Here is a 14,514-nt window from a genome sequence, read left to right as displayed (position 1 = left end):
ATGACCGACAGCATCGACACCGCCATCAGCACCTATCTCCACGGCGCGCGCGAGCAGCAGGCCCGGTTCCTGGCGGAGCTGGTGAAGGTCCCCTCCGACAACCCGCCCGGTGATTGCGACGCGCATGCCCGGCGGACCACGGAGCTGCTGCGCGAGCTCGGCTTCGAGGTCGAGGTGCATCCGGTGCCGGCCGAGCTTGCGCAGGCGCATGGCATGATCAGCGCCAGCAACCTGATCGTCCGCCGCCGCTTCGGCGACGGGCCGGTGATCGCGCTCAACGCCCATGGCGACGTGGTGGCGCCGGGCGAGGGCTGGACCCACGACCCCTATGGCGCCGAGGTGGTCGACGGCTGGATGTACGGCCGCGGCGCCGCCGTCTCGAAATCCGACATCGCCAGCTACGCCTTCGCCCTGAAGGCGCTGGAGCAGGCGGGGCAGCTGACCCGCGGCACGGTCGAGCTGCACGTGACCTATGACGAGGAATCGGGCGGCGAGATCGGGCCGAAGCTGATCCTGGAGCAGGGGCTGTCCAAGCCCGACTTCGCCATCGCCGCCGCCTTCAGCTATGCGGTGGTGACGGCGCACAACGGCTGCCTGCATCTTGAGGTCGAGGTGCGCGGCAAGTCGGCCCATGCCGCGCTGCCCTCCACCGGCATCGACGCGCTGGAGGCGGCGACGCCGATCCTGCTGCGGCTGTACGAGCACCGGCGCCTCTACCGGACCACGATGTCGAAGGTCAGCGGCATCGGCTCGCCGCAGCTGACCATCGGGCTGATCGAAGGCGGCATCAACACCAATGTCGTGCCCGACCGCGTCGCGTTCCGCCTCGACCGCCGGCTGATCCCGGAGGAGAACGGCGCTGCGGTGGAGGCGGAGCTGCGCGGCGTGATCGAGGACGCGGCGAAGTCCTTCCCGAAGGCCACCGTAACGGTCCGCCGCATCCTCTTGGCCGAGCCGCTGTCGCCGCTGCCGGGCACCGACCGGCTGGCCCAGGCGATCCGCCGCCGCGCCGCCCCGGTGCTGGGTGAGGAGATCCCGGTCAAGGGCGTGCCGCTCTACACCGACGCCCGGCACTACGCCGCGGCCGGGGTGCCGATCGCCCTCTACGGCGCCGGCCCCCGCACCATCGAGGACGCCAACGCCCACCGCGCCGATGAGCGGCTGAAGCTGGACGACCTGTACAAGGCGACCGAGGTCATCGCCTTGGCCGTCAAGGATCTGCTGGCGTAGGTTGGGTTCGCTCTGGCGAACCCAACATCGTGCCGCTTGAACAAACGTTGGGTTCGCTGTCGCGAACCCAACCTACGATATCGAAACGAAAGGGCCGGGCAATCGCCCGGCCCTTGTGATTTACATCGCAGCCTGCAGGTGCGGCCACACTTCCACCGAGCCGCGCCAGATCATGTCGATCGACACGTAGAGGATGACGGCCAGGCCGACATAGGCGATCCAGCGGTGGCGGTTCAGCAGCTTGGCGATGAAGGAGGCGGCGAAGCCCATCAGCGCGATCGACAGCGCCAGGCCGAACACCAGGATCACCGGGTGCTCGCGCGCCGCGCCGGCCACGGCCAGCACGTTGTCCAGCGACATCGACACATCGGCGATGACGATCTGCCAGGCGGCCTGGGCGAAGGTCTTGCGCGGAGCGCCGTTGCCGTTGGCGTCGTGGCCGGCCAGCGCCTCCTCGGCCTGGTGCTCCTCCTTGGCCGTATGGCGCAGCTCGCGCCACATCTTCCAGCACACCCACAGCAGCAGCACGCCGCCGGCCAGCAGCAGGCCGACGATGGCCAGCAGCTGGGTCGTGATCAGGGCGAAGCCGATGCGCAGCAGCGTGGCGGCGGCGATGCCGATCAGGATCGCCTTGCCGCGCTGTTCCTTGGGCAGCCCGGCCGCGGCCAGGCCGATGACGATGGCGTTGTCGCCCGCCAGCACCAGGTCGATCATGATGACCTGGGCCAGGGCCGCCAGCGCTTCGCCCGTCAGCAGATGTTCCATGCGAGAACCGTCCTCTTCGTCGCGAGGAGCGGCCTGCATGCCATCCCGGGGGAGCGTGTCAGGGTCGGCAGGCGGGCCACTCGAGGGAGTCTCCAGTCCGACATCGCAGATCCCGGAGGATCTGCCAGAGGGGCCCGGCCTGGTCGCCGCCCATATAGCGAGGAGGCCTCGCCGGCTCAAGCTCCGGGTCGGTGACTGCGGCACGGATGCCGCAGGTCGGCCCGGAGGTGTGGCGGAATAGTCACATGGCCGGAGCGGCCTATCCGAATTCCTGGTGCTGCGGCAGGTCGTCGGTGATGTTGTACCAGGGCGCCTTGGAGCCGACGAAGATGTGCTCGGTCGGCCGGATGGTCGGGTCGTCGACCAGCGTGCCCATGGCGACATGGACATAGGCGCCGTCGCGGACGACCGAGAACAGCAGCGACCCGCAGGCCCGGCAATGCGTGTTGTTGTGGTCCGGCTCGCCATAGATCATCAGCGCGTCCCTGCCTTGAGTGACCGTCAGCTTGGCGCGCTCGATCCCGGCGAAGGGCTTGAAGGCCGAACCGGTCGTCCGCCGGCAGTTCGAGCAGTGGCAGTTCATGGCATAGAGGAACGCGTCCGCCACTTCGTAGTGGACGGCGCCGCAATAACATTTGCCGGTCAGCATGCGCGCGCTCTCGGTCATGGAGCCTCCCCTTCGACAGTCTTGGTTCGGCCTGCGTATCGCTCCGCGCTGCGCCTTGACAGCCCGGTGCCGGCGGCGCTCTGTTCCCGCAGATTTCTAGGGGAGAAGCCCATGCCCGACCATCGTCGAGACGGCACCGGCGAGGCCGTGGCCCGCATCGTGCCGGCCAGGAATGCCCACCGCAACCCGGGCATGGCGCTGGAGCTGGACTGGGTCGAGGCGGCGCGGGTCAATCTCAGCGCCGCGGAGCGCCGGGCCGCCACCATGGCCACGCGGCGCACGGTGAAGAAGGAGTGGCAGGCCGCCTGGCTGGTGAAGGCGATCACCTGCATGGATCTGACCACCCTGGCCGGCGACGACACGCCGGGCCGGGTGCAGCGCCTCTGCGCCAAGGCCCGCCACCCGCTGCGCGACGACCTGGTCGAGGCGCTGGGCCTGGCCGACCGGCCGCCGACCGTCGGCGCCGTCTGCGTCTACCCGACCATGGTCGGCGCCGCGGTGAAGGCGCTGGCCGGCAGCTTCATCCCGGTCGCCTCGGTCGCCACCGGCTTCCCGGCGGGTCTCACCCCGCTGCCGCAGCGCCTGGCCGAGATCCGCTATGCGGTGGAGGAGGGGGCGGCGGAGATCGACATCGTCATCCACCGCGCCCAGGTGCTGAACCGCGAATGGTCCGCCCTCTACGACGAGGTGCGGGCGATGCGCGAGGCCTGCGGCGAGGCGCATCTGAAGACAATCCTGGCCACCGGCGACTTGCGGACCCTGCGCAATGTCGAGGCCGCCAGCCTGGTCTGCATGATGGCCGGCGCCGACTTCATCAAGACCTCGACCGGCAAGGAGGACGTCAACGCCACCCTGCCGGTCAGCCTGGTCATGGTCCGTGCCATCCGCGACTACCAGGCCCGCACCGGCGAGCGCGTCGGCTTCAAGCCGGCCGGCGGCCTGCGCACCGCCAAGGACGCGATCGCCTGGCTGATCCTGATGAAGGAGGAGCTGGGCCGGCCCTGGCTGGAGCCGGAGCTGTTCCGCATCGGCGCCTCCTCGCTGCTGGCCGATGTCGAGCGCCAGATCGAGCATTTCGTCACCGGCCGCTATTCGGCCGGCTTCCGCCACGCTTCCGCCTGAGGAGCCTCACTTATGCCCCGGATCGCGGAGATTCTCGACACCATGGAGTACGGCCCGGCGCCCGAGGACAGCGGCATCGCCCGCGACTGGCTGGCGCGGCATGAGGCGGGCTTCGGCCATTTCATCGACGGCAAATTCGTCGCCCCGGCCGAGGGCGGCCGCTTCGAGGTGCTGAACCCGGCCACGGGCAAGCCTCTGGCCCAGGTGGCGCAGGGCACGGCCAAGGACGTCGACGCCGCGGTCAAGGCCGCGTGCCGGGCGCAGAAAAGCTGGGCGGCGCTGCCGGGGTCCGAGCGCGCCCGCCACCTCTACGCCCTGGCCCGCCATGTCCAGCGCCGCGAGCGGCTGCTGTCCGTGGTCGAGACCATGGACAACGGCAAGCCGATCCGCGAGAGCCGGGACATCGACATCCCGCTGGTCGCCCGGCACTTCTACCATCACGCCGGCTGGGCCTCGCTGGTCGAGACCGAGTTCCCCGGCTACCGCCCGGTCGGGGTCTGCGGCCAGATCATCCCCTGGAACTTCCCGCTCTTGATGCTGGCCTGGAAGGTGGCGCCGGCGCTGGCCGCCGGGAACACGGTGGTGCTGAAGCCGGCCGAGTTCACGCCGCTGACCGCGCTGCTCTTCGCCGAGATCGCCCGAGAAGCCGGGCTGCCGCCGGGCGTGCTGAACATCGTCACCGGCGATGGCTTGACCGGAGCGCTGATCGTCGAGCACGCCGATGTCGACAAGATCGCCTTCACCGGCTCGACCGAGGTCGGGCGGAAGATCCGCGAGGCGACCGCCGGCACCGGCAAGAAGCTGTCGCTGGAGCTGGGCGGCAAATCGCCCTTCATCGTGTTCGACGACGCCGACCTCGACGCCGCGGTCGAGGGCGTGGTGGATTCGATCTGGTTCAACCAGGGCCAGGTCTGCTGCGCCGGCTCGCGCCTGCTGGTGCAGGAGAGCGTGGCCGACCGCCTCTACGACAAGCTGAAGCGCCGGATGGCGACCCTGCGGGTCGGCGATCCGCTCGACAAATCGACCGACATGGGGCCGATCGTGGCCCAGGTGCAGCTCGATCGCATCCGGCACTATGTCGAGCTCGGCAAGACCGAAGGCGCCGCCTGCTGGCAGGAGGCGGCGACGCTGCCCAAGGGCGGCCTCTATTTCCCGCCGACCCTGTTCACCGGGGCGGAGCCGGCCTCGACCATCGCGCAGGAGGAGATCTTCGGCCCGGTGCTGACGGCCTCGACCTTCCGCACGCCGGACGAGGCGGTGGCCCTGGCCAACAACTCCCGCTACGGCCTGGCGTCCTCGGTGTGGTCGGAGACGGTGAACCAGGCGCTGCACGTCGCCGCCCGGCTCAAGGCCGGCGTGGTCTGGATCAACTGCGCCAACGCCTTCGACGCCGCGGTCGGCTTCGGCGGCTACCGCGAGAGCGGCTTCGGCCGCGAGGGCGGGCGCGAGGGCATGTTCGAATACCTGGTGCCGGGCTGGGAAAAGGACGCACCGGCGCTGAAGCCCGCGGCGGCGGCCCCGCTGGCGGCGGTGCCGCTGGGCGGCGACCACGACCTGCCCTCGATCGACCGCACCGCCAAGCTCTATGTCGGTGGCAAGCAGGCGCGGCCCGACGGCGGCTACAGCTATACCGTCACCGATCCGAAGGGGCGGGCGCTGGGCCAGGCGGGCCTCGGCAACCGCAAGGACATCCGCAACGCGGTCGAGGCGGCGCACAAGGCCACGGGCTGGGGCAGCCTGGCCGGGCACAACCGCGCCCAGGTGCTGTACTTCCTGGCCGAGAATCTCTCCGCACGGTCCGAGGAGTTCGCCCACCGGATCGCCGCCATGACCGGCGCCTCGGCCAAGGTCGCTGCGGCCGAGGTCGAGGCCGCGGTGCGGCGGATCTTCTTCTATGCCGGTTTCGCCGACAAATATGACGGCCAGGTGCATGATGCCCGCGCCCGCCAGGTGACGCTGGCGATGAACGAGCCCTGGGGCGTGATGGGCCTCCTGTGCCCGGATGAGGCGCCGCTGCTCGGCTTCGTCTCGCTGGTGGCGCCGGCGATCGCCATGGGCAACCGCGTGGTGGCGGTGCCGTCGCCGCGCCACCCGCTGGCGGCGACCGACCTGTACCAGGTGCTCGACGCCTCCGACGTGCCAGACGGCGTGGTCAACATCGTCACCGGCGAGCGCGACGTCCTGGCCAGGACCCTGGCCGAGCACGACGACGTCGCCGCCCTCTGGTATGTCGGCCCGGCCGAAGGTGGTGCTGCGGTGGAGAAGGCCAGCGCCGGCAACCTCAAGGCCACCTGGACCAACCAGGGCCGCCGCCGCGACTGGCTGTCCGATGTTGAAGGGCAAGGCCGCGACTATCTGCGCCGGGCCACCCAGGTGAAGAACATCTGGTTGCCTTACGGGGAGTGAGGGCGGGGCCACTCCTTCTTATTGTCATTGCCGGGCTTGACCCACGGGTGCCCGGTTGAGGGTTTTCGGGGTGTGAAAGAGGGTAGAGTTAATTTTTATTGTCGTCCTCGGGCTTGACCCGAGGATCCAGGGGCCAGCCAGAGCGGCATCGACATCTCTGGATGCCCGGGTCAAGCCCGGGCATGACGGTAAGGGGGCGGGGCGAGGAGGGGCGATGTCCGACACCTGGGCCATGCCGTCGGGCGTCCCCGACCTGCCGCCGGGCCACATCCATGCCTGGCGCCTGCGCACCGAGCGCGATCCGGCGGCCGGCCTGGCGCTGCTGTCGGCGGAGGAGCGGCAGCGCGCCGACCGGTTCCGCACCGACCTGCTGCGGGCCCGCTACGTCGTCGCCCATGCGGCGCTGCGGCTGCTGCTCGGCCGCGCGCTCGACGTTCCCCCGAATCGTCTGCGCTTCCGCCGGAATTCCTGGGGCAAGCCCGAGCTGGCGGAGGGCGACCTGCGCTTCAACCTCTCGCACAGCGGCCCCTGGGCCGTGGTGGCGCTGGGCCGGGGGATCGAGGTCGGGGTCGATGTCGAGGCCGTCTCGCACCCGCCGCCGCTCGAGGTCGCCGGCATCGCCTATTCGGCGGCGGAGCGGGCGGTCCTGGCCGGCCTGTCCGGCCCGGTGCTGACCGCCGCCTTCTACGCGGTCTGGACCCGCAAGGAGGCGCTGTCCAAGGGCATCGGCCGCGGCTTCTCCTTCGACTTCACCGGCTTCACCGTCAGCGCGGACCCGGCCGAGCGGACCAGCCGCCCCGTCCTGCCGCCGGATCTCGCCGGCGCCGACTGGCACCTGCACGACCTGCCGCCGCTCGAGGGCGCGGCGGCGGCCGTCGCCGTCCCGTCGGCCGGCATCGGCATCGCCGCCTGGCGCTTCGAGCCGGGGCTGTGGGGGCTGTAGGATAGGGGCACCACGGGCTCGGAGGATTGGATGCTGGACCACGTCACCATCCGCGTCGGCGATCTCGAACGGTCGAGGACCTTCTACGACGCATTGCTGGCGCCGCTCGGCATCACCCGCCTCTATGCCGATGGCGAGACCTTCGCCGGCTACGGCGTGGGCCGCCGGGCCTTCTTCTGGATCGGCCTGCAGGACGGTCCCGTCACCGGCACCCATGTCGCCTTCGCGGCGCCGGACCGGGGTATCGTCGACCTCTTCCATGCGGCGGGCCTCGCCGCCGGCGGCCGCGACAACGGCGCGCCCGGGCTGCGGCCGCACTACCATCCCGACTATTACGGCGCCTTCCTGCTCGACCCCGACGGCCACAACGTCGAGGCGGTGTGCCGCGAGGCGCCCTGACAGCTCACATGGCGAGGAAGCCGCCATCGACCGGCACGATGGCGCCGTTCATCATCGCCGAGCCGTCGCCGAGCAGGTACAGGATCACCTCGGCGACCTCCTCCGGCTGGGCGAAGCGGCCGAGCGGGATGCGGCCCAGCATTGGGCCGGACTTGGCCGGGTCGCTCCACGCCTTCACCGCCATCGGCGTCAGCGTCACCACCGGGTTGACGCTGTTGGTGCGGATGCCGTGCGGCCCCAGCTCCACCGCCATCACCCGGGTGATCTCGTCCAGGGCGCCTTTCGAGGCGCAATAGGCGGTGTGGTCGGTCAGGCCGATCATCGACGACACGCTCGACACGTTGACGATGGCGCCCTTCTGCCCACGGCGGATCAGGTCGCGCGCCACCACCTGGGCCGCGATCATCGGCGCCCGGGCGTTCACCGCCATGATCCGGTCGAAATTCTCCACCGACGTATCGAGGAAGGATTCCAGCGTGGTGGTGCCGGCGCAATTCACCAGCGCGTCGACCGGCAGCGCCTCGGTGGCCGCCCGCCGCGTCGCCTCGGCGTCGCCCAGGTCGACCGCGATGGTGCGGCAGCCGATCTGCTGCGCCAGGTTCGCCAGGTCCTCGGGGCTGCGGGTGGCGGCGATCACCTCGGCGCCGCGCCGGTGCAGCAGCACCGCGGTCGCCCGGCCGATGCCCTTGCCGGCACCGGTCACCAGCACCCGCCGCCCGGCGAAATCCTGCCCGCCCATGCCATCCTCCCTGTGTCGACTCGTGATGCCACCCTATATCAGGGTCGGAACGCCGGCGCCTCCCCGGACCGGCTCAGGAGATCGAGCATGCCCGAACCCTATCCCGTGACCCGCAGCGACGACGAGTGGCGCCAGATCCTGACGCCGGACCAGTACCGGGTGATGCGGCAGCACGGCACCGAGCGGCCGGGCAGCTGCGGCCTCTTGACCGAGCACCGGCCGGGCGCCTTCTGTTGTGCCGGCTGCGGCAGCAGGCTGTTCGAATCGAAGCTGAAGTTCGAGAGCGGCACCGGCTGGCCCAGCTTCAATGACCCGGTGCCGGACTCGGTCGAGACCACGGTCGACCGCAGCTTCGGCATGACCCGCATCGAGGTGCACTGCGCCACCTGCGGCAGCCATCTCGGCCATGTCTTCGAGGACGGGCCGCCGCCAAGCGGGCTGCGCTATTGCATCAACGGCGTGGCGCTGGACTTCCAGCCGGAGTGAGCCGGCCACGTTCGGAAACGGTCCCGCAGGCTCCGAAATCGCACCATCCGGAACGGAACCGAGCAGCCGTCTCCTCCCGTTATACGTGCAGACGGGACGCGAGGAGACGGTCATGGAGCATCGTGAGGAGACGACCGCGCTGATCTCCGGCGACAAGGTGGGACCGTTGCCGCGCTGACGGAGGCGGGTCCGGGAGGCCGCCATGCCGGAGCGGATCGTCGATCTGTGCGACGAGAACGGCGCCGTGGTGACGAGCTACACCATCGTCCTGGCCGGCGACGCGCCGGACGAGGCGTATGAGTCCGAAGCCCTCCGGATGGCGGCTTTCGACGCGGCGGTCCCCGCCGACCGGCTCGCCGGATTGCAGGCGAAGGTCCGGTCATAGCGGCCGCCCGCCGGAAAAAGTTCGGGCCCGCGGAGACGCATCTCCGCAGGCCCGAACCGATCGTCGACCGACCTCCGGGTCAGCAGCGTCCGACGGCGTGACAGTTCGTCAGGCCGCCGACGGCGGCGCCGCCGACACCGCCGATGATCGCGCCGGTCCCGACATTGCCGCCGGTGATCGCCGCCGTGCCGGCGCCAAGTCCTGCGCCGAGCGCACCACCCGAGAGCGCCCGGGTGCCGGGGTCGCGGCCGCACGCCGCCAGTGACAGCGCCGCCGCCAGGATAAGCATAGCCGGCTTCAACATCCTCATCTCCGTGCCTGTAAACATTCAGAGTGGGAAACGATGCGGGTCGCGAGATCGTTCCCATCCGCGGCGGCGAAGGGACGGAGTGTGGCATGGATGCCTCACACCCCGATCGCGGCCTTTATCCTGGCCGCCGTCAGCGGCAGGTCGCGCAGGCGCCGGCCGGCGGCGTCGGCGATGCCGTTGCCCAGCGCGGCGCTGGCCGGGCCCTGGCCGGTCTCGCCGCAGCCCAGGAAGGGCGCGCCGGGCCGGTCGATGATGCGGACCTCGACGCTGTCCGGCACCGCGTCGAAGCGCAGGATCGGATAGGTCGACCAGTCGACCGAGGTGATCCGGCCCTGGTCGAAGCCGACGCTCTCATACAGGGTCCAGCTCATCGACTGCAGCACCGCGCCCTCGATCTGGTTGCGCACCCCGTCGGGGTTGACCACCTGGCCGGTGTCGACCGCGGCGACCACGCGCGGCACGCGCACCTCCCCGGTCTCGCGCTCGACCGCGACCTCCACCGCCACGGCGCAATAGGCGGCCAGGTTCTTGTAGCGGGCGAAGGCGAAGCCGCGGCCATGCCCCGGCGCGGCTGGCTTGCCCCGGCTCCAGCCGAAGGCCTCGGCGGCGGCGGTGATCACGTCCCGGGCGCGCGGGTCGTCCAAGTGCCCGAGGCGGAACTCGACCGGGTCGGCGCCGGCGGCCAGCGCCAGCTCGTCCATGAAGCTCTCGATCGCGAACACGTTCATCTGCGCGCCCAGCGAGCGCAGGGCCGAGATGCGCAGCGGCATGTCCGGCAGGAAATGGTGCACCACCCGGGCGCTCGGCAGGGTATAGAGCGGGATGGCGTTGCGGTCGCCGCCGCCCTCCGGCTGCGGCAGCGGCCGGGGCGCCGGCACCGGGAAGGGCTTGGCCAGGTACCGGGCGGCCAGCAGGCTGCCGGCCGGGCCGGGGCGCATCGAATGGGTGTTGCTCCACACCCCGTAATCCCAGTCGGCGATGCGGCCGGCCTCGTCCAGCGTCGCCCGGGCCTGGGCCACCATCGCCGGGCCGTAGGGCTCCCAGGCATGCTCCTGCTCGCGCATCCACTGCACCCGCACCGGGCGGCCGGGCAGGGCGGCGGCCAGCAGGGCGGCGTCGGCCGCGGCGTCGTCGGCGCCGTTGTGGCCGTAGCAGCCGGAGCCCTGGACATGGATGCAGCGCACCTGCTCGGGCGGCCGGCCCAGCATCTCGGCGATCGCCCTGCGGTCGGGATAGACGCCCTGGGTGTGGGTCCAGACCGTCAGCAGCCCGTCCGGGTCCTGCTGCGCCACGGCGCAGGACGGGCCGATCGACCCGTGCAGCAGATAGGGCCGGGAATAGCGGGCCTCCAGCGTCCGGCCGGACGGCGCGACGGCGGCGCGCCGGTCGAGGATCGGGAGGTCCCGGGCCGGCAGCGCCAGCAGCGCCTCCGCCAGCCGGGACTGGTCCGGCAGCTGGGCGTCCTCTTCCCATTGCGCCGCGGCGGCCAGCAGCCGCATCGCCTTGATCGCCTGGAACTCCTGCTCCGCCACCACCGCCAGGAAATTGCCGTCGCGCACCACCTTGACCACGCCGGGCAGGGCCTCGACCGCGCCGCTGTCCAGCGCCGCCAGCCGGGCGCCGGTGCTGGGCGGCCGCACGATCCGGCCGTGCAGCATGCCGGGCAGGCGCAGATCCTGCACATAGGCCTCGCCGCCGGTCACCTTGGCCGGGATGTCGATCCGCGGCAGCGGCCGGCCCATGACCCGGAAGGCGCCGGGGTCGGTCAGCTTCGACTCCGGCTGCGCCTCGACGTGGAGCGACAGGCCGGCGGCCAGGGCGCCGTAGGAGCGGCGGTTGCCGTCCGGCGCCACCACGTTGCCGGCCTCGAGCCGCAGCTGGTCGACCGGCGCCCCCATCTGCCGCGCCGCCTCGCCCAGCAGGATCTCCCGGACCTGGGCCGCGGCGTGGCGGATGGCGGTGCCGCTGTCCTGCATCGAATGACTGCCGGCGGTGTAGCCTTCATTGGCGGTCCGCTCGGTGTCGGCGGTGACGATGGTCGGCGTCTCGAAGGACAGGCCCAGCTCCTCCGCCGCGATCTGCTGCAGGGCGGTGGCGATGCCCTGGCCCAGCTCGGCCTTGCCGGTGAAGACGGTGACCGCGCCCTTGGGATCGATCCGGATCCAGGCATCGAGGAAGGGGGCGTCCTCCAGGCTGCCGGGCAGGGCGCCGCCCAGCTGCGGCGTCTCGGCCGCCTGCTGCGCCAGGCCGGCGGGGGCCAGGGCGAAGCTGACGACCAGGCCGCCGGCGCCCTGCAGCACGAAGCGGCGGGACAGGCCGGCGCTCACCGCGCCGTCTCCCGCGGCGGCGCCGACCGTCGTGGCGTGACCGCCGCGCTCCGCATCTCCTCCGCGGCGCGGCGGATCGCGCGCAGGATCCGCATATGGGTGCCGCAGCGGCACAGATGGCCCTGCAGCTGGCGGCGGATCTCGGCGTCCGACGGGGTCAGGGTCTTCCGCAGCAGGGCGTGGGCCCGCATCATCATGCCGGGGATGCAGTAGCCGCACTGCGCCGCCTGCTCGGCGATGAAGGCGCGCTGCAGCGGGCCGGGCTCGTCCTCGGTGCCCAGCCCCTCCAGCGTCGTCACCTCCTTGTTCTCCGCCAGCAGCACCGGGACGACGCAGGAGAACACCGCCTCGCCGTCGATCAGCACGGCGCAGGAGCCGCACTGCCCCAGGCCGCAGCCGTATTTGGCGGCGTTGAGCTGCAGCTCGCCGCGCAGGACGTACAGCAGCGGCGTGTCGGGATCGGCGGAAATGCTCTGCCGGCGGCCGTTGACCTCGAGCTCGATCATGACCTCTCCTCCCTAGTGGCCGGCGGCCGCCGAGGCGGCCTCGCCGTCCCTGGCGGTCCGGACGGCATCGCTCAGGCCGGTCCAGCCCGGCCGGTCGCTGAAGCGGCCGCGCAGATAGGCCGCCAGCGCCGTGAGCTGCCGGTCCGACAGGGCGGCGGCGAATCCCGGCATGATCGGGCCGCGGGCGCCGCTCGCCGCCGGGACGCCGTGGCGGATGATGCGGATCAGATTGGCCGGGCTGTCGCCGGTGATGGCGGAGCTGAGCCGGAGATCGAGGCCGCCGAAGGGCGAGGGGCGGCCGCTCTCGTGGCAGGCGGCACAGGTGCCGGCATAGATCGCGGCGCCGGGATCCTCTGCCGGACCGGCGGCGGCGATGGTCTGGCTGCCGGCCGATTGCGGCCGGGTGCCGGGGCCGGCCGGGTTGGCGACGGCTTCCGCCAGGGTATCGCCGCGCCGGCGGGCATCGGCGTCGGGCGACCCCATCACCGAGGCGACATAGGCGGCGATCGCCCGCACATCCGCCTCCGGCACCGCGGCCAGGCTGTCGGCCACCGGCGCCATCGGCCCCTGCGCCGTGCCGTGCAGCCCGTGCCAGCCGGCGCGCAGATACTGGAACAGCGACTCCTCGGTCCAGGGCACCGGCGCCGTCGACCCGCTGCCGATCGGCACGGCGTGCCAGCCCTCGGCGACGCCGCCGGCGAAGCGCCGGTCGGTCTCCTCCGCGCCGAAGGCGTTGCGCGGCGTGTGGCAGGCGCCGCAATGCGCCAGCCCCTCGGCCAGGTAGGCGCCGCGATTCCACTCGGCGTCATGCGCCGGGTCGGGCGTGTACGGTCCCGGCTGCAGGAACAGCAGCTTCCAGCCGGCCAGCACGAAGCGCTGGTTCAGCGGGAAGGGCAGGTCGTTGGCCGGCGCCGGCGCCCGGACCGGCTGGCGCGTCATCAGGAAAGCATAGAGGGCGCGGTTGTCCGCGTCGGTCACCAGGGTGAAATGGTCGTAGGGGAAGGCGGGGTAGAGGTGCCGGCCCGCGCGGTCGACGCCCTCGCGCATCGCCCGGCCGAACGCCGCCTCGGACCAGCGGCCGATGCCGGTCTCGGGGTCGGGGGTGATGTTGGTGCTGGTGATGGTGCCGAAGGGCGTCGGCAGCGGCAGCCCGCCGGCGAAGGGCTTGCCGCCCGGCGCGGTGTGGCAGGTGCCGCAATTGCCGATCGCGGCCAGGTCGGCGCCCGTCTCGACCAGCGCCGGGTCGAAGCCGGCGGCCGCCGGCGGGTCGACCGGGTCGATCGCCGGCCGCCAGGCATAGGCGACAAGCCCCGCCGCGCCGCCCACGATCAGCAGCAGCCCGACTCCAAGAGCGATGCGGCCGGCCTTCAGCAGCCCCATGGAGACCCGTCCCTTGCCCGCCGGCCGGTCCTCTCACGGGATTTCGGCCGGCGCATTCCTGGTTATGCAGGGTCGGACAAGACGGCCGTCCTGGCCAGGGGCGATTTGTCGCCGCTCCGCTGCCCTCAGTTGGTCTGCGCCGAGACCAGTACCGGGTCGGCGCGGTAGGATTCCGGGAACAGCCGCTGCAAGGCCTCGACCTTCGGCAGGTCGTTGATCGCGATGTAGGGGCTGGTCGGGTGCAGCGTCAAGTAGTCCTGGTGGTAGTCCTCGGCCGGGTAGAAGGCGTGGCCCGGCTCGATCCGGGTGGCGATCCTCGCGTCGAACACCCCGGCCCGGTCCAGCTGCTCGACATAGGCCTTGGCCACCCGCGCCTGCTCCGCATCCGCCGGGAAGATCGCCGAGCGGTACTGGGGGCCGACATCCGGCCCCTGGCGGTTCAGCTGGGTCGGGTCGTGCGCCACCGAGAAGTAGATCTGCAGGATCCGGCCGTAGCTGATCCGGTGCGGGTCGTAGGTGATCCTCACCGCTTCCGCATGGCCGGTGCCGCCGCCGCTGACCGTCTCGTACCGCGCCGTCGCGGCATCGCCGCCGGCATAGCCGGACACGGCGCCGGTCACGCCCTCGACGTGCTGGAACACGCCCTGCATGCCCCAGAAGCAGCCGCCGGCCAGCACCGCGGTCTCCAACGCCGCGCCGGGGGCCTCGTCGACCGCGGGCGGCGGCACCAGCTGCGCCTCCTCGGCCGAGGATCCGGTCACCGACAGCCCGGCGGCGATTGCGAGCAGCGACAGGGCGCCGGCCAGGGCCGGCAGGGAAGGAAAGCGCTTGGTCACGATCCGGATCTCC

15 protein-coding genes are annotated in these 14,514 nt (G+C 71.8%); 7 read left to right on the top strand and 8 right to left on the bottom strand.

The window, feature by feature from the left end; all coding sequences use genetic code 11:
- Window positions 1-1,230: an ArgE/DapE family deacylase gene (locus tag ACFW16_RS26980; protein ID WP_380310934.1), complete on the top strand. Its 1,230-nt coding sequence runs from the start codon at window positions 1-3 to the stop codon at window positions 1,228-1,230.
- Window positions 1,231-1,350: 120 nt separating this feature from the next.
- Here ACFW16_RS26980 and ACFW16_RS26975 read toward each other — a convergent pair whose 3' ends face one another.
- A complete protein-coding gene (locus ACFW16_RS26975) occupies window positions 1,351-1,995 on the bottom strand; it encodes a TerC family protein (protein WP_380310932.1) in 645 nt (214 codons plus the stop codon).
- Window positions 1,996-2,254: 259 nt separating this feature from the next.
- On the bottom strand, window positions 2,255-2,662 hold the full coding sequence (locus ACFW16_RS26970; RefSeq protein WP_380310930.1) for a GFA family protein: 408 nt from the start codon (window positions 2,660-2,662) through the stop codon (window positions 2,255-2,257).
- A 111-nt stretch (window positions 2,663-2,773) separates the two neighbouring features.
- Between ACFW16_RS26970 and deoC the strand changes: the two genes are divergently transcribed.
- From deoC to ACFW16_RS26950, 4 genes are all read left to right on the top strand, one after another.
- The gene (gene deoC, locus ACFW16_RS26965) at window positions 2,774-3,784 is read left to right on the top strand and encodes a deoxyribose-phosphate aldolase (RefSeq protein WP_380310928.1); all 1,011 of its coding nucleotides are present in this window, start codon (window positions 2,774-2,776) and stop codon (window positions 3,782-3,784) included.
- Between the two features lie 12 nt (window positions 3,785-3,796).
- Complete coding sequence (locus ACFW16_RS26960) at window positions 3,797-6,190, top strand: aldehyde dehydrogenase family protein (protein ID WP_380310926.1); 2,394 nt, start codon at window positions 3,797-3,799, stop codon at window positions 6,188-6,190.
- A 214-nt stretch (window positions 6,191-6,404) separates the two neighbouring features.
- A complete protein-coding gene (locus tag ACFW16_RS26955) occupies window positions 6,405-7,133 on the top strand; it encodes a 4'-phosphopantetheinyl transferase family protein (protein ID WP_380310924.1) in 729 nt (242 codons plus the stop codon).
- A 30-nt stretch (window positions 7,134-7,163) separates the two neighbouring features.
- Window positions 7,164-7,532, top strand: a complete 369-nt coding sequence (locus ACFW16_RS26950; RefSeq protein WP_380310922.1) for a VOC family protein — start codon at window positions 7,164-7,166, stop codon at window positions 7,530-7,532.
- Between the two features lie 4 nt (window positions 7,533-7,536).
- Here ACFW16_RS26950 and ACFW16_RS26945 read toward each other — a convergent pair whose 3' ends face one another.
- Window positions 7,537-8,271 carry an SDR family oxidoreductase gene (locus ACFW16_RS26945; RefSeq protein ID WP_380310920.1) on the bottom strand — a complete coding sequence of 245 codons (735 nt, stop codon included), beginning with the start codon at window positions 8,269-8,271 and terminating at the stop codon, window positions 7,537-7,539.
- Between the two features lie 87 nt (window positions 8,272-8,358).
- Between ACFW16_RS26945 and msrB the strand changes: the two genes are divergently transcribed.
- Both msrB and ACFW16_RS26935 read left to right on the top strand, forming a co-directional pair.
- The gene (msrB, locus tag ACFW16_RS26940) at window positions 8,359-8,757 is read left to right on the top strand and encodes a peptide-methionine (R)-S-oxide reductase MsrB (protein ID WP_380310918.1); all 399 of its coding nucleotides are present in this window, start codon (window positions 8,359-8,361) and stop codon (window positions 8,755-8,757) included.
- A 202-nt stretch (window positions 8,758-8,959) separates the two neighbouring features.
- On the top strand, window positions 8,960-9,142 hold the full coding sequence (locus ACFW16_RS26935) for a hypothetical protein (RefSeq protein ID WP_380310916.1): 183 nt from the start codon (window positions 8,960-8,962) through the stop codon (window positions 9,140-9,142).
- 79 nt (window positions 9,143-9,221) lie between these two features.
- Here the strand turns inward: ACFW16_RS26935 and ACFW16_RS26930 are convergent, their stop codons facing one another.
- The 5 genes from ACFW16_RS26930 to msrA form a co-directional block, all read right to left on the bottom strand.
- Window positions 9,222-9,431 (bottom strand): hypothetical protein, encoded by a 210-nt coding sequence (locus tag ACFW16_RS26930; protein WP_380310914.1) that lies wholly within the window; start codon window positions 9,429-9,431, stop codon window positions 9,222-9,224.
- A gap of 116 nt (window positions 9,432-9,547) precedes the next feature.
- Window positions 9,548-11,779, bottom strand: a complete 2,232-nt coding sequence (locus tag ACFW16_RS26925) for a molybdopterin cofactor-binding domain-containing protein (protein WP_380310912.1) — start codon at window positions 11,777-11,779, stop codon at window positions 9,548-9,550.
- On the bottom strand, window positions 11,776-12,285 hold the full coding sequence (locus ACFW16_RS26920; RefSeq protein WP_380310910.1) for a (2Fe-2S)-binding protein: 510 nt from the start codon (window positions 12,283-12,285) through the stop codon (window positions 11,776-11,778). The genes ACFW16_RS26925 and ACFW16_RS26920 overlap by 4 nt, the downstream gene beginning before the upstream one ends.
- 12 nt (window positions 12,286-12,297) lie before the next feature.
- Window positions 12,298-13,665, bottom strand: coding sequence for a c-type cytochrome (locus ACFW16_RS26915; RefSeq protein WP_380310908.1), 1,368 nt, complete (start codon window positions 13,663-13,665; stop codon window positions 12,298-12,300).
- 125 nt (window positions 13,666-13,790) lie between these two features.
- A complete protein-coding gene (gene msrA, locus ACFW16_RS26910) occupies window positions 13,791-14,501 on the bottom strand; it encodes a peptide-methionine (S)-S-oxide reductase MsrA (RefSeq protein WP_380310906.1) in 711 nt (236 codons plus the stop codon).
- Between the last annotated feature and the right edge of the window lie 13 nt (window positions 14,502-14,514).

The sequence above is a fragment of the Inquilinus sp. NPDC058860 genome (assembly GCF_042743185.1).
GTDB lineage: Bacteria > Pseudomonadota > Alphaproteobacteria > DSM-16000 > Inquilinaceae > Inquilinus.
The sequence above is the reverse complement of the archived record's forward strand: the minus strand, read 5'-3'. Positions and strand labels throughout refer to the sequence as shown.

What these genes read in the sequence shown, in the direction of transcription:
- ACFW16_RS26980 (WP_380310934.1), top strand. Translation starts at nt 1, where the DNA reads ATGACCGACAGCATCGACACCGCCATCAGCACCTATCTCCACGGCGCG.
- ACFW16_RS26975 (WP_380310932.1), bottom strand. Translation starts at nt 1,995, where the DNA reads ATGGAACATCTGCTGACGGGCGAAGCGCTGGCGGCCCTGGCCCAGGTC.
- ACFW16_RS26970 (WP_380310930.1), bottom strand. Translation starts at nt 2,662, where the DNA reads ATGACCGAGAGCGCGCGCATGCTGACCGGCAAATGTTATTGCGGCGCC.
- deoC (WP_380310928.1), top strand. Translation starts at nt 2,774, where the DNA reads ATGCCCGACCATCGTCGAGACGGCACCGGCGAGGCCGTGGCCCGCATC.
- ACFW16_RS26960 (WP_380310926.1), top strand. Translation starts at nt 3,797, where the DNA reads ATGCCCCGGATCGCGGAGATTCTCGACACCATGGAGTACGGCCCGGCG.
- ACFW16_RS26955 (WP_380310924.1), top strand. Translation starts at nt 6,405, where the DNA reads ATGTCCGACACCTGGGCCATGCCGTCGGGCGTCCCCGACCTGCCGCCG.
- ACFW16_RS26950 (WP_380310922.1), top strand. Translation starts at nt 7,164, where the DNA reads ATGCTGGACCACGTCACCATCCGCGTCGGCGATCTCGAACGGTCGAGG.
- ACFW16_RS26945 (WP_380310920.1), bottom strand. Translation starts at nt 8,271, where the DNA reads ATGGGCGGGCAGGATTTCGCCGGGCGGCGGGTGCTGGTGACCGGTGCC.
- msrB (WP_380310918.1), top strand. Translation starts at nt 8,359, where the DNA reads ATGCCCGAACCCTATCCCGTGACCCGCAGCGACGACGAGTGGCGCCAG.
- ACFW16_RS26935 (WP_380310916.1), top strand. Translation starts at nt 8,960, where the DNA reads ATGCCGGAGCGGATCGTCGATCTGTGCGACGAGAACGGCGCCGTGGTG.
- ACFW16_RS26930 (WP_380310914.1), bottom strand. Translation starts at nt 9,431, where the DNA reads ATGCTTATCCTGGCGGCGGCGCTGTCACTGGCGGCGTGCGGCCGCGAC.
- ACFW16_RS26920 (WP_380310910.1), bottom strand. Translation starts at nt 12,285, where the DNA reads ATGATCGAGCTCGAGGTCAACGGCCGCCGGCAGAGCATTTCCGCCGAT.
- ACFW16_RS26915 (WP_380310908.1), bottom strand. Translation starts at nt 13,665, where the DNA reads ATGGGGCTGCTGAAGGCCGGCCGCATCGCTCTTGGAGTCGGGCTGCTG.